Raw genomic sequence first — 19,335 nt, 5'->3', positions numbered from 1 at the left:
AGACATAGACAATACCGCATCTGTAGAGGGCGTGGTCAAAAAGTGAGAAACTGAAAGCGTCTCACTCAATTGTGGAGAAGGTTGTTCTTTATGAACTGGACGCACAATCATCTGATCGGCTAAAGAGTGAGAAGATTCTGAAATAGCAGTTTGTTGCTCTTCAGCAGAAAGAGGATGAGAACTCGCTGGACCTGAGACTTCAATAACGTGACTTCCAAGAGAGGAAACAGTTGGAGAAACAAAAGCTGGAGATCTTTGACTCAAGTTTTGGCGGTTTTTTCTTCGACGTGGCAATTTAATAGCATGCTCTTGTGATGCTGCAATCGTTGAAAGAGAAGAAACTGATTGATTTTGATTTAAATGCCGCACAGATCTGCTTCTACTACGTGGTAAACTGTTGAGAAATGAAACATTATCAATAAATACTGCAGATAAATACCAAACTTTTTCACCCCCATCCTCATCAATTCTCTGTTTTAAACCATACGTATAGGTTCCGCCATCAATAGTTTTAACATTTGCACCAGAAAAGCTTCTCAGGGTAAAATGTGCGCCACCACTTTGATCAAAAATTAAATCAAGTCCTGCTGAAGAAGGATCAACAATTTCAATACCAGAATCTACGACACTTATTGTATGAAAACCACTCCCATTCTCAATAAAGAGGTAATCACCTTTTTCTTCTGCAAGGCTAACATTAAAGTTAAAATGTAGACTCCCTGCTAGATTATCAATGTAAAGCTGAGAGTAATATAAATCATCTTCAAAAGAGGTAAAAATGACTTTTCCTACACCGCTTAACTGCTGAATGCGTGTACTTTTGTCGTCAAACCCACGAGCAACGGAGTATAATTGAGCGTCTTCTCCATTTAATTCAATGTTTTCTACTATAGTTTGTTGACCATCGTCTCCAGCATCAAGATGGAGCCCACCAAAATCCTGAACTTTTATTTCTCCTCCTAATATTGCACCAGGAGAAATCCATGAATTAGCATTACCTTCAATCGTTAGATTCTTTACAATTCCACCTGCATAGACTTCTTGAACACCACCAGTGCGTAAAATGACTGTATTTGCTTCACCTCCTGCTAAAACACGCTGCACACCCTCTGAAAAGATTTCAGCATTTACAGCTAAACCGCCGGCTTTTTCTGCAAAGTTATCATCATTAGGAAACCACTTAGCAAGAGTTTGTACTCCTCCACTCATCACTTTTGTTCCCACAGCCATCCCATCATCATATACATTCTGCTGTCCCGGCGTATCACCTTGACCATAAAGTGTCGTGTTATAAGCACTGCTCCCCACAATTCCACCATTTACATAACCATTTCCGAAAACAAGCTGCTCCCCACCATAAATTTCAGCTCTCAATGCGGTTCCTCCTCCCTCCACTCTTTGTTTTCCACCCTCGTAAATAATCGTAAATTCTGAGATCCCCTGTTCCCCTACAATCTCTGAACCACCATTTTCAATTGTTGTATTTTTACTGAAACCACCAGCTTCAACATAAAGTCTTCCTGATCCCTGAATTGTATTATTAATAGACTTCTTAAGAACACCTTGCTCTCCATCATCAGAGACATAAACTACGTTATCATCACCGAGCAAAGAGCTTTGTAGAATTCCTCCTCCTTCCCCAATGCTGTAATGAATTACATCAGAGATACTAAAATCTTTTGACGATGTCATATTTTCTTCTTTTTCAGGAAGCTTATCTATAGGCGACTCCACATGAGGTGAAGGAATTACAGGAGCAGAAGTTATTTGTGATGTAGCCAAAGACCAAGTCTTTCCCCCATTATCATCTTTTGTCTTTAAGCCATATATGTAGGCTCCACCATCAATCGTACTCGTCTCTTCACCAGAAAAATCTGTCAGAGTAAAATGCGCATTTCCGCTTTGAACATGAATTAAATCAAGCTCCAAAACTAAATTCTGATCTTGTAGAGGAGAATTGGTCATTTCAACACCAGAATCGATAACACTTATGGTGTGATTACCTGATCCTTGTTTTATCAGAAGATAATCACCGCGCTGTTCTGCAAAATTAGTATGCAACCTAAAATGTAAACTCCCTGAAAGATCATTGATCTCAAGTTTAGAGTAATGTGGATTAAACACGGTAGAAGTAAAAATAACACGACCATTCCCACTCAGATTCTCAATCAAAGAACTTTCACCATCTATATTAGAGGCAATCGCGTACAATTTTGTATCTCTGCCATTTAAGACAATTTTTTCTACTTCAGTACGAGATCGCTCAGCACCAGCATAAAGATAAATCCGTCCAGAATCATGAATCATAGTGCTTCCTTCTAATGTTGCACCAAAATGTAACCACGATTGTGCTTGATCTCTAATTATTAAATCCTTTACATAGCCTCCTAAATCTATTGCTTGGAAAGCATTCCCTTGTAAAAGAACGCCAATCGCGATTCCCCCCGCTAAAATGTGTTGCTCTCCACCAGAAAAGACCTTCGTATCAAATGCAAAACTGCTATAATCGTTTAGATCCTCTTCTACATAAAGATTTTGTATCCCTCCTTCCATGATCTTTGTGTTAAAAACCTCTCCATCATCGTACACATTCTGGTATCCTAGCACTCCATTTTTACCAGAAACGATAGTGTCATAGGCACTGCTTCTTACCATCTCACCTTTGATATCAGACTTTCCTGAAACAAACTGCTCACCACCGTAAATTTTAGCCCCTTCAGCTTTTCCCCCATCTTCAACCTTTTGTTGCCCACCTTTATGAACAATAGTATCCTGTGAAAGACCCTGTGTTTTAATAAGCTCAGTGCCACCTCTTTGAATTGTCGTATACAAGCTAAAACCACCGCTATAAACGGAAAGCTTTCCACCATCTTTAACTGTATTACTAATTGAAGTTTCTCCATTGCTATCAACTTCCTTGCTACTCGTGTCAAAGCTAGGATCTGCAATAGAAACAGTTGTTCCTTGATCAATTGTGAGTTCTGTAAGTAAATCACTTGATGAACCAGTATATGGTTTCAATACACTATCAAAAACTTGAGAAGTTGTCTCATCAATGGTGTGGTTTGCATCTAAGTACCAAACTTTACCAGTACCCTTATTGTTTCTATGTTTCAAACTGTACCGATAGGTTCCGGCATCAATAGTTCCGATTTTTTCACCAAAAGTGTTTGTCAGAGTAAAATGGGCATTTCCGCTGCGATCAGTAATTAATTTAAGCTTTTTGTAAGAAGAATTTGTAATTTCACGCCCAGAATCAGCCACACTTATTGTGTGAGAACCAGAGCCCCTTTTTTTAATCACAAGATAATCACTAAGCTGCTTGGCAAAATTGACATTAAAATCGAAATGTAAAGAACCTGAAAGATCATCAATATTAAGTTGAGAATAGAGCTTATTCGTCCCTAAAGACGTAAAAATAACTCTGCCACTTCCTTTTAAATTCTTAACATTAATCTCAGGTTTTTTGCCGTTATCTTCAGACGCAATAATGTATAGTTTGCTATCTTCTCCATTTAAATTAAGATTTTCTACTTCCGTAACAGCTTCACCATTCCCAGCATAAAGATAAAGACTACCAAAATCATGAACATTTGTATTTTCACCTAATATCGCACCAGCAAAACCCCATGACCTTGCTTGATGATTAATAGTTAGATTATCCGCATATCCAGAATCATATATATTCTGAATAGCTCTATCGTATAAAGTAACTTCACTCGCATTCCCTCCTGCAAAGATATTCTGCATACCATTTTTAAAAAGTTCGCTACTCAGTGCAAAAGCCCCCTCATTAATTGTAAAATCTTCATCTTCTGTATCGGCTGTATCAGCATCTTCTGAGAAGCCGTTATGAAAATTCTCTTCACCATCAAGATTCTGGACACCGCCTCTCATAATCTTTGTGTCAACAGCCATCCCCCCACTATAGACACTTTGTAGTCCTAGTATTCCATCTTCAGCATAAATTTCGGTGTTATAAGCACTACTTGCCTTATCTTTACGCAACAAACCAGATCCAAGACTTCCCTTACCAAAAATAATCTGCTCGCCACCATAAATTTTAGTACCTTCTGCATTTGCACCACTCTCAACAATTTGTTTACCCCCTTTTTTAACAGCGGCATATTCTGAAATGCTCAAGTTTTGGACAAACTCAATCCCACCATGCTCAATTGTCGTATCCCTGCTAACACTTGCTGCATCAATGTAAAGTTTTCCACCCTCCTGAACCGTATTATTGATAGAATATCCAGCGTCTTCATAATTAAAGCTATTTACTTTTTTACCAGAGTCCTCAGAATCACGGTCAGTAATATAAACGGCAATATCATCATAAATTATTGAATTTGTGAGTACTTCAAAGAATAGGTTTTCTAATCTCTTCCTCCCCTCTTCTGAAGGATTACTTCCTTCTGCTCTCTGTTTATTCTCTATCCTTTTTGATCCCCCCTTTTTTTCTTTTAATCCCCTTACTTCCGATAACAACTTTCTTGTCTCTTCTAGATGTTCACTGATACTTACTGGTGTTAATAACTTTTCTCTTGGTGTAGCTACTCCATCTGCACTCGCAATCTTGACAAAAAAAACACTGGTCATTAATGCATAAAAACTTAATTTCATTTTGCGGTGCATTATTCACACTCCATAATTTCAAATTTAAATTCCCCCATTTAGAAAAAAGTGCATAGACAAAAACAACACAACGTAATTGCTCAACCTCATGTCTTTTAAGATAGCAAAGCATACGATGGATTAAGCTCTGATAGACGAAATATACACCTTGTGTTTTAAAATACATACACAACTAAAAGATTTAATTTATTTTATATACACTTTAAAAGTGTTGCAATTGCATCCATAAAAAATATTTTTAATATTTTGAGACACTAAATACTGATCTACGAATAAGATTGATCCCTTAATAGATAAAAATGGCATTAAACTTTAAAGGAAACAGCAATGTGAATGAGAGCTGCGTTTATAGCCACCTATTGCCATCTTCTACAGCATTTAAAGCAGCGTCTTTATTTTATTCATTTTGGATAATATCTAGAGCACTTATTCATACTCATCAGTCCATAATCATTGTTCTAATATATAACGAAGTGTCATAATATTGACTCGACACTGATTTGAAATTTCTATACTTATAGTCAGTTAACTCGTTATTTGATTTGTCATATACTGAAAGGGACATTCTATTCATGTCTATAAACTCAGAAATGAAAGCTACAAGCAACAGAAACTCCCCTCGTCGAATTTTATTTGCAAGCCTTATTGGACCAACAATTGAATTCTTCGATTTCTATGTCTTTGGCACTGCCGCAGCTCTTATATTTCCTCATGTGTTTTTTCCAACACAAAATGATCAGACTGCCATTTTACAATCTTTCCTCATATTTGGAGCAGCCTTTTTTGCCCGCCCTTTTGGATCAGTTGTTTTTGGACATTTTGGGGATAAAATTGGAAGAAAAGCAACACTTATTGCTTCTCTTCTCACAATGGGTCTTTCAACAGTCATTATTGGTTTTCTTCCTACTTATGAAATAGCAGGGTGGTTTGCCCCTTTCCTCTTAACCTTGTGCCGTATTGGACAGGGAATGGGATTAGGAGGAGAATGGGGAGGCGCTGTTTTACTCGCAACAGAAAATGCCCCTCCAGAAAAGCGCGGCTGGTATGCGATGTTCCCCCAATTAGGCGTTTCAATAGGTTTGTTTTTATCTATTGCTGTTTATTTAGCTCTGTTGCATTTCCTTGATCGTGCGGAACTTTTAGCTTGGGGATGGCGTATTCCTTTTATTGCTTCAGTTGTTTTTATGATTATAGGATTATGGGTCCGTCTTTCAATTAATGAAACTGTTCAATTCAAAAAAACTCTTGAAAGTAAAGAACATGTCAAAGTTCCTATCATAGATGTCTTTTTAAAATGTCCACGAATCCTATTTCTTGGAGTATTTTCTGGTATGGCAACTTTTGTTTTGTTTTACTTGGTTACTACATATTTGTTAAGCTATTCAACAAACCATCTGCAATTGCCATTTCATCAAGCTCTTCAAATCGAAATTGTCGGTGCTATTTTTTGTGGGATTTTTACTGTCATCACTGGAAAACTCGCTGACCGTATTAGACGTAGAACTTTGATGATTTGGATTACGATCATCACCGGTATTTATTCTTTCGCAATTCCTTATTTCTTAAATTCTGGAGTTATAGGAGTCCTTGCAATGTCTGTCATCGGTTTGTCTCTCATGGGAATGATATACAGTCCTCTTGGTGCTGTTTTGGCTTCACCATACCCAACAGCAATCCGATATACCGGTTCTTCTATCACTTTCAATTTATCTGCTATCATAGGAGCATCTCTCGCGCCTTATATTGCAGAATATCTGGTGCAACATTTCGATACATCTTATATCGGTTATTATTTGCTTCTTGCTTCTTTTATTTCACTGATTTGCTTCGTCGGATTTACAGATGATGAAATATCCAACTAAAATATAATAACGAAGAATAAAATAAGGACTGGCGGCAAAAATGCTGCCAGTTTTGTTTTTAAAGACAGGGGTTGAGGTATTTTCCACCACAATATTCCCGCAAACAATGCACTCAAAAAGAAAAATAAAAAATCTGCAATATTACTCATATAAGCAACAGCAAACATTTTTGATAAGATATGCGTTGTCCCCAACCACGACACGCAAAAGAAGGACAACATCACAGCCCATAAAATAAGCAAAATTCGATCAATAATCATCATCATGGCGTTTCGTTTTTTTAATTATAGGCCATATCTTTAGCATGCCTAAAAGAAAAATCACAATAAAAACCCAACGCCCTCCCCCTGAACCTTCCGTAATAAAAAGTGCTGGATTTACTATTCCCAGCAATCCTATAAAAATCAGAGCAATAGATACGAGACGCATTAAACCTGTTTTTCCCAGCGACGATCTTCAGTCTGTTGCCAATACGTTAAATTATGATTTTCCATTTTATATTTTTTCCACTGTGCACGAACGAGATTCAACTGCTCTTCACTTCTACCATCAAATATCACGACAAGCCGTTGATAAGCATCAATATCCGAACAAACAGCTCCCTCTATGAGAAAACGAACCTTTGAATCATTCGGATTTTCTTGTCCTGTCGTCAGAAATACAGGCTGAAAGTTTGAATATTGATCACACTCCGTTCCATGTCCAATAAATGATTCATCAGCATAAACCCATAAATGTATATCTATAGAATCGCGTTGTTCTTTACTCACACATTGTATTGTTGCTTTACCAAAACGAGCCAATGCACGCTCCACAAGCGTCGGCAAAATATCCTTCAGCGTTGACTGCGTCAAATGATAGAATAAAATATCCAATCTCTTAAGCCTTCATCATTCTTTATAAAAAAGCTAACATCTTTTTAAAAAAACTTCTATATCTCCAATACAAAGGAAACGGTTCAAGATATAAACCCTCTTTTTTGATGGAGATGCATCATCTTTTTGCACGTGTCTTTAAAAGACAATAATTTTTATTTTCAACGTTAATAAAAAAGTTTTTTAAGTTATTTTCTAGATTCTTTGTAGACTATAGTTGAAAATAAAATATAATGTACGGAAAATTTAAAGAGGACCTCATAGGCAATTTTATATTATTTATTTGGTAAAAATATCCAATTCATGAAAGGATATTTTTTCAAACTTTATTACATTTTAACCGAAAGCAGTAAAAATATTTGCTATCGAATTAAAGACTGAGGATTTTCCCCAATTTATGCGTATTATTGAGTTCTACATCCTGAAACGTGTCCTTGTTTTGTTTAGTTCTGTCATGATTGCAGCAGTGGGCGTTAGTTGGACTATACAAATTCTTGCACGGATAAACTTTCTCACAACAAGTAAACAAACACTCCTCACAGTCTTACAATTTTCACTTTCATTGGTTCCTTCTGTTATTTTTCTTGTCATTCCATTTGCATTAGTGATCGCAGTTACAACCATCCTCTCAGCAATGCATCAAGACTCAGAATTTGCTGTCATCAATGCCTCTGGTTTTCCTAAAAGTACTGTTTGGAAACCTATCCTTCTTCTTGCTATTGTTGCATCCTGTATCTCCTTTTCTATAGCTAATTTTGTTGTTCCTCAAGCGCGACTTCATATGCGACAAATGCTAGCAAGCGCTCATTTTGATCTTATTAATCTATTCATTAGTGAAGGGAGCTTTCAAAAACTCGCCAATAACCTTTACATAGAAATTGGCGAACGAAATCCAAACGGAACACTTGAACGCCTTTTCATTGCCGACCAGCGTGATCCTAAGACTGATCTTTTTTATTATGCAACAGACGCATCCATTGTGAGCAATAAAAACGGCAGTTTTCTGGTTCTCAATAACGGTGAAATAGAAAGAGTCAATCATCAAAATAACAGTGTTTCAATCGTGCAATTTAGCTCATATACTTTTAGCCTAGGAGAGTTTATCCCCAGTGATAAAACACCTACTCTTTATCCAAAAGATCGGTCTCTTTCTTATTTACAAAACCCTGACCCAAAAGATCCCTACTATCAACGAAAACCACTCCAATATAAAGCTGAATTTCACCGCAGATTAACACAATGGCTCTACCCTATTGTTTTTTCACTTATTGCATTAGCAGCGGCAGGGGATGTACGCTCCCATCGACAAGCTCGTCATTCCGCAAATCTCTCGGCAATTGCCCTTTCTTTTCTGGTGTATTGGATAGGATATTTTTTCGCAGAAAAATCAAAAAGCGATCTTGCATACGTTCCTCTCCTTTATATTATACCCATAGGAACAAGTGCATTTGTCTTTTTTATGCTTTTAACGAATCATAAAATTGGGCTTCCCACAAAAGTTAATGAGATACTTCAAATCGCTTTTCAAAAAATAATGAACAAATTTGAACAGCGAAAATCTCAAGATTCCTCGGATAAAATATCATGATTGGGTGGACACTTGGACGATATTTTTTTATACGGTATCTTAAAATAACTTGTTATTTCTGGGGAAGCATTTTTGTTCTTGCTCTTTTAATCGATTTCACAGAGAATTCCGGTAGGCTATCTTCCCTTCCGCATTATACAGCAAAAGATGCATTTTTCCTCTCTGCTTTACGCATCCCTTTTATCATGCAACAACTTATCCCTTTCATTGCACTCTTTTCTGCAATGGCAACGCTTATCTCGCTCAACAAAAAACTTGAACTTGTAGTGACTCGTTCAATCGGTGTTTCTGCATGGCAATTTCTTATGCCAGCTTGTTTTGGAGCTTTTCTTTTGGGATTATTTTCAATTCTTCTCATTAATCCACTTGCTGCATGGGGATTTTCTCAAGCAGAAAAAAAGATGACTGAATGGCGCAATCACAATGTACTAACACCTCTTCACAATACAAGTATCCACTGGTTAACACAACGTACAAATTTAGGCAGAACAACCATTGGTGCCAAATCTATCACCGATCAAGGACTTTCTCTTCTCGATGCAACCTTTGTACAATACAATGACAACGCAACCGTCAAAAATTGGATTAACGCCCCAAAAGCAACCTTGACTAATGGATTTTGGCTATTAACAAATGGAACAATCTATAAAATAGGGCATCCTCCTGAAAAATTTACCGTGTTGCAAATAAAAACCAATCTAAAACCTGAATTTTTAACGGAACGTTTAGTGAATCCCGCAACTATTCCATTTTACCAATTGCCAAAAAAAATTATGATTGCACGTTCATTTGGCTATTCTGCTAATAATTTTGATATGTATTTTCAATCTTTGATTGCATTACCGGCATTGCTTGTGGCAATGACCCTCATTGCAGCAACTGTATCTTTAAATTTTACACGTTTTGGGCAATCTAGAATGTTGATTCTTGGTGGCGTAATAGCTGGGTTTATGCTTTATGTTATTTCCGTACTTGTTCAAGCTTTTGGTAATGCTGGATATATTCCACCAATTATTGCAGCTTGGACACCCGTTGTTATTGCGTTATTCTTAGGAATCTCTTTTTTACTTCATAAAGAGGATGGCTAAGTGAAAGCATTAACACTTAAAAAAACTATTTTAACAAAATTAAGTGCTCTCGCTTTTAAAAGTGTTATAGGGGTTATTTTAGGAAGTGCTTTGTCTTATTGTGCGCACGCTCAAAGCCTTCTATCTCCTTCTCAAAGTCGCATTCAAAATCCGGAACCTCCTCTTTTGCTCTCTGCGGATGAACTCATCTACAATCGTGATGAAAACACTGTTTCTGCACACGGTAATGTTCAAATCGAATATGATGGCAATAAAGTTGTCGCTCAAAAAATTATTTACAATCAAAAAACAGGACGGCTTATAGCACAAGGGAACGTTGAAATTACTCAAAAGGATGGTAATAAAATTTATTCCAACCAAATTGATATGACCAAAGATCTTGGCGAGGGTTTTGTAAACGCCTTACGTATTGATACAGCCAACAATGTTCACTTTTCAGCCCAAAATGCTACACGCAAACACAACCACATAACAGTCTTTGAAAATGCAACCTATACAGCCTGTGAACCTTGCTCTTATAAACCAGATCGAGACGTCCTATGGAAAATTAAAGCAAGAAAGATCATATGGAATAATAGCATCAAAAAAATTCGGTTTGAAAATAGCAGTTTTGAAGTTTTTGGTGTACCGATTATAAAATTTCCAAATTTTGAGATCTATGATCCAACTGTTAGGCGTGCTAGCGGTCTGCTTACTCCTCATTTTTTTTATACTGATTATCTCGGTATGGGGATAAAGAATTCTTATTTCTGGAATCTCGCCCCCCATTATGATTTTACCCTTTCTTCTACGGTTTATACCCAACAAGGGCTTTTAACCGAAGGGGAATGGCGTCAGCGTTTAAAAACGGGACGTTATAACATTCGCTTTGCTCATATATATCAAATGAAACCGCATAGATTTGATAATGATACGATTGATGCCCAACATAAAAACCGTTATATGCTGGCGACAAAGGGGGATTTTCGTATTAATTCACACTGGACTTATGGATGGGATATTCTTGCACAATCAGATCGGCATTTTAGTCGTGCCTATAAACTTGAAAACTATAACAATCCTACACAACTTTCTCAGATCTATCTGAATGGTCTTGCAGGAAAAAATTATTTTGATATGCGTTTTTATCATTTTAAAGTTCAAGATTCAATATTGAATGATCCTCATTATGAACGTCACTCTCGGCAAGCGTGGGTCTTACCACGCATCGATTATTTTTTCACACCAGATGAACCCATTTATAATGGAGAGCTTACCTTCCATAGTAATATGCAATCAGTTTATCGTCGCCATGCTGACTTCAGTTCACCCGACCAGAACGGAAACCCTCTCAACACAGTAAAACTTTCTGGTATGGCTGGAAATAGTTTGCGTTTAACAAACGAGCTTCAGTGGAAAAAGCGCTTCAACACGCACAACGGACTCATCTTAACCCCTCTTCTCTCTCTACGAGCTGATATCATTACAACCAATGCAAGAGAAAATCACACAGATTCTATAGAAAACAATGCCTTATCCGCAATTCATGGTTCAGCAATTCGTGGCATGGCAACAGCAGGGTTGGAACTACGCTATCCCTTCCTCATTACAGCTGATCATTCTACACATATTATAGAACCAACTGCACAAATTTTTATACGCAATAATGAACAATATATTGGACAAATTCCTAATGAAGATGCTCAAAGCTTTGTCTTTGATGCAACCACTCTCTTTCAACGAGACAAATTTTCTGGTTATGATCGTGTAGAAGGTGGTACAAGAGCCAATATAGGTATAAGATATTCTGGAAGCCTTAATGATAATTGGTCTCTTTATGGTCTCATTGGACAATCCTTTCATCTAGCAGGAAAGAATTCTTTTGCAGAAAAGGACTTTATCAATGTCGGTACTCATTCTAGCTTAGAGGCAAAACGTTCAGACTATGTTGCAATGTTTGGTACAACCCATAAAAGTGGTTTTTCCTTAGAAACGCGTGGACGCTTTGACAAAAAAACAGGAAAAATCCGCCGTAGTGAAATCGAAGCATCACAAAAATGGCAAAATTTTTGGGCAGCTCTACAATATGCCTATATCGCAAAGCAACCAGATTATGAATATTCTCAAGAGCGCCAAGAAATTTCTTTTCAAACAGGACTTAAATTGGCAGATTATTGGTCCATTAATAGCAACGCCGGTTATGATTTAGTATCTGGTACATTTATAAAGCGAGGAATTAGCTTGAGTTATATGGATGAATGTTTCGGGTTAACATTCGGTTATCAACAGGTAACGAATCCAGGCAGGAAAGCACCCTTGCAAAACTTTAATTTCTCTCTTTCATTGCGTACGATTGCAGATATCGGAAAAAAGATAGATTAATTTATAAAGGGAATGTATCAGTCATTTAACTTATCATTGTTTTTATGAAAGAAAGCGTGTATTTTAAGTTGTTGATGAGAATTAATAAACAATGCGAAAGCCTATTTACATGAATAAATTGAAAAAGCGTTTTCTTGCTTTATTTTATATTGCGTCTTTGAGCGTAAGTAGCCTGTTAATAAATGGATTTTTGATTCCGACAGTCTTTGCGCAGACTTCTATTGTTGTTACAGTTAATGGCAACCCCATCACAAATTATGATATACAAAGACGCCTTGCTTTTCTCAGATTACAACAAAAGCAAGGCAATTTGGTGGCACAGGCTAAAAAAGAGCTTATTGACGAAAAGCTAAAAAATATTGAAATAAAACGTCTTAATATTGAAGTAAGCAATGATGAAGTTGATAGAGCTTTTGAGAATTTTGCGACACAAAATAATATGACGATTGATCAGCTCAACCAGATTCTGATCCAAACTGAGATCACAGTGCAACACTTTAAAGATTACATCCGTGGACAAATAGGATGGGGGCGTCTTGTTAGCGCACGCTATCAAGCTGAAACAGGTATGATTAGCGAACAAGAAGCTGTACGCAGAATATTAAAAAATGGTGGTGTAAAACCTTCAACCAACGAATATACATTACAGCGAATTGTTTTTGTCATTCCTGCACATCGTCGTTCAGAGATCTTTGAAAGACGTCAAAGAGAAGCAAGTAATTTTCGCGCACATTTCCGTGGATGTGCCAATGCTCACAATCAAGCAAGAGGTATTTTAGACGTTACTATCCGCCACTTAGGAAAGTTTCTGGAGCCACAACTTCCTAATGCATGGGAACAAGCTATTCTTGAAACGCCTGCTGGAAAAATGACAAAATTACAAGAAACATCTGATGGAATTGAAGCAATTGCTGTCTGCAAAATAAAAAGAGTTTCTGATGATTATGTCGCTCGACTGATATTTTCTCTTCAAGATAGTAAAAAAAGAAGCCCGCAAAAACTTGAAGAATTAAGCGACAAATATTTAGGAGAACTGCGGCGAGTGGCACGCATTCAAAATTCATAATGGCTGCTCTTATTGTTAGTGGTGGTGATCCTGCCGGTATTGGTCCTGAAATAGTATTAAAAGCGTGGAATTTGCGTGTTACGCGCCAAATTCCACCTTTTGTACTTCTTGCTGATCCAGATGTTATTCGTTCGCGCGCTCGTTTTTTACAGATTGATGTTGAGGTGCAATCTGTTTTAAGCAATAATCCTGCAAAAAATTTTCAAAACGCTCTTCCTATCATACCGTTAAAAAACAAACAAAGTGATCAATTAGGTATACCTTCATCGAATAATGCCGCTGGAATTATTGAAGCAATTAAACGCTGTGTTCAATTGATTCAAAATGGCCATGCATGTGCACTTATCACTTGTCCTATTGCAAAAAAGAATCTTTATGATGCCGGTTTTCAATTTCCAGGTCATACAGAATTTTTAGCTGATTTAGCCCATAAAGCTTTTCATAAATACTATCATCCAGTTATGATGTTAGCAGGACCTCGATTAAAAACAGTACCAATAACTGTTCATATTCCATTTAAAAATGTTCCTTCACAGCTTACCCGTGATTTAATTATTCAAACGGTACTTATTACTGAATGTGACTTAAAAACACGGTTTAAAATAACGTCACCCCGACTAGCTGTTGCTGGTCTTAATCCTCATGCTGGAGAAGGAGGTGCAATGGGCAAAGAAGATATTGAAGTTATCACTCCTGCTATTGAATATCTTAAAAAGAAAGGACTCAATATTGCAGGCCCGCTACCTGCCGACACAATGTTCCATGAATGTGCAAGAAAGGCATATGACGTTGCCATTTGTATGTATCATGATCAAGCCCTTATCCCTGTTAAGACACTAGACTTTGACAGCACTGTTAATGTCACGTTAGGTCTACCTTTTATTCGCACGTCTCCAGATCACGGAACTGCTTTTGACATTGCTGATAAAGGGATAGCCTCTCCCGAAAGCTTTATTGCTGCTCTTAAACTTGCAAATCAACTTGCAAAAAATAGTTTAATACCATGCCAATAGATAATCTCCCTCCTCTGCGTGAGGTCATTGATATATATGGATTACAAGCGCATAAATCTTTGGGGCAGAATTTTCTTTTTGATCTTAATTTAACATCTAAAATTGCTCATCAAGCAGGCAATATAGAAGGAAAACCTGTTCTTGAAATTGGTCCTGGTCCTGGAGGTCTCACACGTGCCTTGCTAGCAAAGGGTGCCATTGTAACAGCAATAGAACGCGATGAGCGCTGCATACCGGCTCTCTTAGAAATAGAAAAACACTATCCTAAAAAATTAAAAGTTATTTGTAATGATGCACTAAAGCAAGACTTCTCAAAACTCTTTGAAACAAGCCCAGAAAAACCTCGTATTATTGCAAATCTTCCCTATAATATTGGGACAAAACTCTTATTAAATTGGCTTTTGACTGAACCATGGCCTCCTTTTTATGAATCAATGACATTGATGTTTCAACGTGAAGTTGCCAAACGGATTACAGCTAAACCTCAATCTACTCATTATGGGCGTCTTAGTGTCTTAACTGGCTGGCGTACTACTGCTAAAATTGCTTTCGATGTACCCCCTCAAGCCTTCATACCAATACCTAAAGTAACATCTTCCGTTGTTCATATTATTCCACGAACACAACCTCTTGCCTGCTCTGCACAAAAACTAAGCCTCGTCACAAAAACCGCCTTTGGGCAAAGACGAAAAATGCTTCGTCAAAATCTCAAAACACTTGGAGGTGAAGTGCTATTAGAAAAAGCTGGAATTGATGGAATGCGCCGTGCTGAAACGCTCTCGGTTTCTGAATTTGTAACTCTAGCGCATCTAGTGCTCTAAAAAATACACTTTGTGTTATGAAACCTTTTTTAATCACAACATTTATCGATTTTTTCAGCAATAAGCCCATCAACAAAAGAGCCAAGATAAGAACAACGCTCACGTTTTACGGTTTCAGCTAAATAAATTGATTTAATAAAAGATAAAGACTGATCTAAATCTTTGTTAATCACAACATAATCATAAGAACGCCAATGCTTTAACTCCGTTCGTGCATTTTCCAATCGCAAATTGATGATATCTTGACTATCTTCTGCTCGACGATGTAAACGCGAAACAAGCTCTTTCATTGATGGTGGAAGGATAAAAACAGATACAGTGTCTCCTAGCATCTTTTTTTGCAGCTGCTCGGTACCTTGATAATCAATATCAAATAACATATCATGGCCAGCATTCAATGCGTTTTCAACAGTTTCACGCAAAGTGCCATAATAATTTCCGTGAACTTCTGCCCATTCAATAAATTCATCTCTATCACGCTTATATTCAAACTCTTCCTTTGAAATAAAGTGATAATGTAGCCCATCTACTTCACTAGGACGCCTTTTCCTTGTGGTCATACTTACGGAAAGCTCTAATTGTCCATCTTTTAGAAGTAATCGAGAAATTGTTGATTTACCAGCACCTGAAGGTGAAGAGAGAATAAATAAAAAACCGCGGCGTTGATTTATTTTTATAGCACTCAATTTACTTTCAAAGACTGTCATTACATCACTCTACTTTGTTCATAAATGTTTCTCCAAAATTTGAATTATACATTATCTCAACCTCTCCCCTAATCAATGTGTTTTCTTAGCAATTCTCAATGTTATTTTGCTCTTTTTTGAGATAAGGTATTAGCAGTATATTCACTTCTTTCTTAAATATTTTTATCCATACGCCAATCCCACTTGTGACAGACAAGAAAATGATTTTTTATCATTCTCATAAAAAGTTTAAATAGAAAAATTTTACTATATTTGGGATTCTCATTTACGATGCAAAAAGATGTGTTATCACTATAAATTCAATGTTTTGCCTTTAATTCTCGCCACTTGCGAACATTCATATTATGTTCCTCTAAAGTTCGAGAAAAAACATGCCCTCCTGAACCATCAGCAACAAAATAAAGTGCATCACTGCTTGGTGGATGTGCCACCGCTTTTAAAGAATCCCGACCTGGATTTGCAATAGCCGTTGGGGGCAAACCATTAATTTTATAAGTATTATATGGTGTTTCCTTCTCAAGATCTGAACGATAAATTGCACGACCGGATGGTTTTCCTTTTCCTCCGAAGAGACCATAAATTACTGTTGGATCCGATTGAAGACGCATATGCTTTGTAAGGCGGTTATAAAATACCGCAGCAACCATTGGTCTTTCTGCTGCAATTCCCGTTTCTTTCTCAACAATTGAGGCTAATATAACAAACTCATCAATTGATTTAATGGGTAAATCAGGTGAACGCGTAGCCCATATAGCATGAATTAATTTTGTCTGTCCTTCACGCAACCTGTTTACAATCTCTTTACGCGTTGTTCCCCGAATAAAACGAACAGTATCCGTCATTAAATAACCTTCTGGAGGCAAAATTTTTGGAAGGTCTCCAATCAAAATTTCATTCGCAGCTAATCGATCGAAAACTTGCTGAACCGTTAAACCTTCAGGTACTGTAAATGTATACTCTATAGATTTTCCTTTCACAAGAATATCCATAATATCCTGCATCGAAGCATGAGCTGGAATTAAATATTCACCAGCCTTCAGATGCGTTGTTTTTTGGTGATAACCAACCCCATAAACAAAAATATCTGATGATCGAATGAAACCACGTTTTTCTAGCAATGAAGCAATTTCACGAATTCCGGTACCAGGATGGATAAGAACAATTTGTTCTTCCTCAATTTTTCCCTTTTCTTCAAAAATACTTTTTCCAATATAAAGAGGAATACTTATGGCAAAAAGAATAATCACAATCAGCATAAGAAAAAAATGACCGAGAATGACCAACGGATTACGGACGATAGATGATTTCTTTCGTTTTTTATGTATTAACATGTCATAACTATCTGCTAAATGATTCGAAGAGGAATCACTTACGTCCTTTAATGATTTCCATTTTTCACATCGGACATAACCCCTCAATAGCGATTAAGGATAATATTATAATTTCTCATTCACCTTATAATAAAATAGAAAACTCAAAAGCAAAAATTAAATAAAAATACTTATTATCCCCTAAAACGTCGCATCACCAACGATGCATTTGTCCCACCAAATCCAAAAGAATTAGAAAGAATCGTATCAATCTTTCGTTCACGCGGTTTGTGTGGTACAAGATCGATTTTCGTTTCAATCGATGGATTGTCAAGATTAAGTGTCGCTGGGGCTATATTATCCCGTATAGCTAAAATAGAAAAAATAGCCTCAGCAGCACCGGCTGCACCAAGTAAATGCCCGATAGATGATTTCGTTGATGACATAGAAACTTGTGGTGCATAACTCCCTAAAACACGCTCAACAGCCGCTAGCTCTATGGAATCAGCCATCGTAGATGTACCATGAGCATTAATATAATCAAGTTCACTCACATTCACTTGTGCACGCTTAAGAGCAGCTATCATACTACGCTGAGCCCCTTCACCACTTTCTGAAGGCGCTGTAATGTGGTAAGCGTCACCAGATAAACCATAGCCAATAACCTCAGCATAAATACGCGCTCCTCGTTTTTTGGCATGTTCCAGCTCTTCTAAAACAACAACTGCCGCTCCTTCCCCCATCACAAAACCATCACGATCAGTATCATAAGGACGTGACGCCCGTTCAGGATCATCATTGCGACAAGTAGAAAGAGCTCTACAAGCTGCAAAACCTGCAAGAGATATCCGATTTATCGGAGATTCAGCCCCCCCTGCCACCATGACATCTGCATCACCAAACATAATCAAACGTGCCGCATCACCAATCGCATGCGCCCCTGTTGAACAAGCCGTTACAACAGAATGATTAGGCCCCCGTAAACCATATTGAATAGACACATAACCAGAAGCAAGATTAATCAAACGACCTGGAATAAAAAAAGGAGAAACACGACGTGGGCCCTTGTCACGAAGCGTATAACCAGCTTCAACAATACCCTCAACTCCCCCAATTCCCGAACCAATTAACACACCTGTACAAATCTGATCTTCATCACTCTTAGGAAACCATTCGGCATCTGCAAGCGCTTGGTTAGCAGCAGCCATTGCATAAACAATAAATGCATCAACTTTACGTTGCTCTTTAGGTTCCATATACAAATCAGCATTATAAGTCCCCTCTGTTCCATCCCCTAAGGGGATACGCGCAGCAATCTGGCATGGCAAATCTGACACATCAAACTCTGTGATACGTCGGACACCACTTCTTCCTTCAAGAAGTCGTTTCCAACTATATTCAGTATTACCAGCTAATGGAGATACCAACCCTAAACCAGTAACAACAACACGTCTCATAACTTCTAACCTTGAACTAAACTTCACCTCTCAAAGCTCTCTTTTCAAAAGAGCTCCGAAGAATATAGGCAAAAGCAATTCATGCCTTTGCCCTTTAGTAATCACGCAGAAGCTTTATCAATGAACTTGACTGCATCGCCAACTGTGAAAATCGTTTCAGCAGCTTCATCTGGAATTTCTACCCCAAACTCTTCTTCAAAAGCCATAACGAGTTCAACCGTATCAAGGCTATCAGCCCCTAGATCATCGATAAAGCTTGCATTTTCTACAACTTTATCAGCATTAACCCCAAGATGTTCCACGATAATTTTCTTAACGCGCTCTACTGTATCACTCATGTTGAAATCCTCGAATTTATATTTTCCTATAATTTGGTTAACTATATCGGTTCATCTAATCAAGCAATAGATGCATTACTTTAAAAGATTTTAGTAATGATTTAAAACATCCTGTGGATATCCCCTACAAAATGAACCAATCTGACATTCCGACATCAATTGATCAACGACCATATTAAAGAAATAGATGCATCTATCCATTTCAATCGTTACT

14 protein-coding genes and 1 pseudogene are annotated in these 19,335 nt (G+C 37.4%); 7 read left to right on the top strand and 8 right to left on the bottom strand.

Translation table 11 applies throughout. From position 1 onward, the window contains the following. On the bottom strand, positions 1-4,635 hold a 4,635-nt coding region (locus ACFILD_RS04390), incomplete at its 3' end, for a pertactin-like passenger domain-containing protein (RefSeq protein WP_375664812.1). Positions 4,636-5,207: 572 nt separating this feature from the next. On the opposite strand from ACFILD_RS04390, the gene ACFILD_RS04385 reads away from it, so the two are divergent. Beyond that, positions 5,208-6,497 (top strand): MFS transporter, encoded by a 1,290-nt coding sequence (locus ACFILD_RS04385; protein WP_273791063.1) that lies wholly within the window; start codon positions 5,208-5,210, stop codon positions 6,495-6,497. Here the strand turns inward: ACFILD_RS04385 and ACFILD_RS04380 are convergent. From ACFILD_RS04380 to ACFILD_RS04370, 3 genes are read right to left on the bottom strand one after another with little or no spacing between them, the layout of a single operon-like run. Continuing rightward, positions 6,494-6,757 (bottom strand): hypothetical protein, encoded by a 264-nt coding sequence (locus ACFILD_RS04380; RefSeq protein ID WP_273791119.1) that lies wholly within the window; start codon positions 6,755-6,757, stop codon positions 6,494-6,496. The genes ACFILD_RS04385 and ACFILD_RS04380 overlap by 4 nt on opposite strands. Further along, positions 6,747-6,926, bottom strand: a complete 180-nt coding sequence (locus tag ACFILD_RS04375; protein ID WP_375630745.1) for a hypothetical protein — start codon at positions 6,924-6,926, stop codon at positions 6,747-6,749. Before ACFILD_RS04375 ends, ACFILD_RS04380 begins: the two co-directional genes overlap by 11 nt. Further along, complete coding sequence (locus tag ACFILD_RS04370; protein ID WP_375664811.1) at positions 6,926-7,372, bottom strand: DNA polymerase III subunit chi; 447 nt, start codon at positions 7,370-7,372, stop codon at positions 6,926-6,928. The genes ACFILD_RS04375 and ACFILD_RS04370 overlap by 1 nt, the downstream gene beginning before the upstream one ends. Before the next feature lie 397 nt (positions 7,373-7,769). Between ACFILD_RS04370 and lptF the strand changes: the two genes are divergently transcribed. From lptF to rsmA, 6 genes are all read left to right on the top strand, one after another. Beyond that, positions 7,770-8,960 carry an LPS export ABC transporter permease LptF gene (lptF, locus tag ACFILD_RS04365; protein ID WP_273791066.1) on the top strand — a complete coding sequence of 397 codons (1,191 nt, stop codon included), beginning with the start codon at positions 7,770-7,772 and terminating at the stop codon, positions 8,958-8,960. Then, positions 8,957-10,048 carry an LPS export ABC transporter permease LptG gene (lptG, locus tag ACFILD_RS04360; RefSeq protein ID WP_375612925.1) on the top strand — a complete coding sequence of 364 codons (1,092 nt, stop codon included), beginning with the start codon at positions 8,957-8,959 and terminating at the stop codon, positions 10,046-10,048. The genes lptF and lptG overlap by 4 nt, the downstream gene beginning before the upstream one ends. Further along, on the top strand, positions 10,049-12,409 hold the full coding sequence (locus ACFILD_RS04355) for an LPS-assembly protein LptD (protein WP_375630751.1): 2,361 nt from the start codon (positions 10,049-10,051) through the stop codon (positions 12,407-12,409). 109 nt (positions 12,410-12,518) lie between these two features. Further along, on the top strand, positions 12,519-13,475 hold the full coding sequence (locus tag ACFILD_RS04350; RefSeq protein ID WP_375612927.1) for a SurA N-terminal domain-containing protein: 957 nt from the start codon (positions 12,519-12,521) through the stop codon (positions 13,473-13,475). Beyond that, positions 13,475-14,488: a 4-hydroxythreonine-4-phosphate dehydrogenase PdxA gene (gene pdxA / locus ACFILD_RS04345; RefSeq protein ID WP_273791070.1), complete on the top strand. Its 1,014-nt coding sequence runs from the start codon at positions 13,475-13,477 to the stop codon at positions 14,486-14,488. Before ACFILD_RS04350 ends, pdxA begins: the two co-directional genes overlap by 1 nt. Beyond that, complete coding sequence (rsmA, locus tag ACFILD_RS04340) at positions 14,479-15,309, top strand: 16S rRNA (adenine(1518)-N(6)/adenine(1519)-N(6))-dimethyltransferase RsmA (RefSeq protein WP_375630755.1); 831 nt, start codon at positions 14,479-14,481, stop codon at positions 15,307-15,309. The genes pdxA and rsmA overlap by 10 nt, the downstream gene beginning before the upstream one ends. Positions 15,310-15,338: 29 nt before the next feature. Here the strand turns inward: rsmA and gmk are convergent, their stop codons facing one another. The 4 genes and pseudogenes from gmk to ACFILD_RS04320 form a co-directional block, all read right to left on the bottom strand. Beyond that, complete coding sequence (gmk, locus tag ACFILD_RS04335; RefSeq protein ID WP_375657717.1) at positions 15,339-16,016, bottom strand: guanylate kinase; 678 nt, start codon at positions 16,014-16,016, stop codon at positions 15,339-15,341. Positions 16,017-16,315: 299 nt separating this feature from the next. Next, positions 16,316-17,424 (bottom strand): annotated as a pseudogene (mltG, locus tag ACFILD_RS04330) (endolytic transglycosylase MltG). Between the two features lie 96 nt (positions 17,425-17,520). Beyond that, positions 17,521-18,783 (bottom strand): beta-ketoacyl-ACP synthase II, encoded by a 1,263-nt coding sequence (gene fabF / locus ACFILD_RS04325; RefSeq protein ID WP_375637388.1) that lies wholly within the window; start codon positions 18,781-18,783, stop codon positions 17,521-17,523. Positions 18,784-18,884: 101 nt separating this feature from the next. Next, on the bottom strand, positions 18,885-19,121 hold the full coding sequence (locus ACFILD_RS04320) for an acyl carrier protein (RefSeq protein ID WP_004860281.1): 237 nt from the start codon (positions 19,119-19,121) through the stop codon (positions 18,885-18,887). Between the last annotated feature and the right edge of the window lie 214 nt (positions 19,122-19,335).

The sequence above is a fragment of the Bartonella sp. CL162QHHD genome, assembly GCF_042195435.1.
GTDB lineage: Bacteria > Pseudomonadota > Alphaproteobacteria > Rhizobiales > Rhizobiaceae > Bartonella.
The sequence above is the reverse complement of the archived record's forward strand: the minus strand, read 5'-3'. Positions and strand labels throughout refer to the sequence as shown.

Coding starts and splice junctions, on each gene's coding strand:
- gmk (WP_375657717.1), bottom strand. CDS start 16,016: ATGACAGTCTTTGAAAGTAAATTGAGTGCTATAAAAATAAATCAACGC.
- lptG (WP_375612925.1), top strand. CDS start 8,957: ATGATTGGGTGGACACTTGGACGATATTTTTTTATACGGTATCTTAAA.
- ACFILD_RS04320 (WP_004860281.1), bottom strand. CDS start 19,121: ATGAGTGATACAGTAGAGCGCGTTAAGAAAATTATCGTGGAACATCTT.
- fabF (WP_375637388.1), bottom strand. CDS start 18,783: ATGAGACGTGTTGTTGTTACTGGTTTAGGGTTGGTATCTCCATTAGCT.
- ACFILD_RS04385 (WP_273791063.1), top strand. CDS start 5,208: ATGTCTATAAACTCAGAAATGAAAGCTACAAGCAACAGAAACTCCCCT.
- ACFILD_RS04350 (WP_375612927.1), top strand. CDS start 12,519: ATGAATAAATTGAAAAAGCGTTTTCTTGCTTTATTTTATATTGCGTCT.
- ACFILD_RS04375 (WP_375630745.1), bottom strand. CDS start 6,926: ATGCGTCTCGTATCTATTGCTCTGATTTTTATAGGATTGCTGGGAATA.
- lptF (WP_273791066.1), top strand. CDS start 7,770: ATGCGTATTATTGAGTTCTACATCCTGAAACGTGTCCTTGTTTTGTTT.
- ACFILD_RS04380 (WP_273791119.1), bottom strand. CDS start 6,757: ATGATTATTGATCGAATTTTGCTTATTTTATGGGCTGTGATGTTGTCC.
- pdxA (WP_273791070.1), top strand. CDS start 13,475: ATGGCTGCTCTTATTGTTAGTGGTGGTGATCCTGCCGGTATTGGTCCT.
- rsmA (WP_375630755.1), top strand. CDS start 14,479: ATGCCAATAGATAATCTCCCTCCTCTGCGTGAGGTCATTGATATATAT.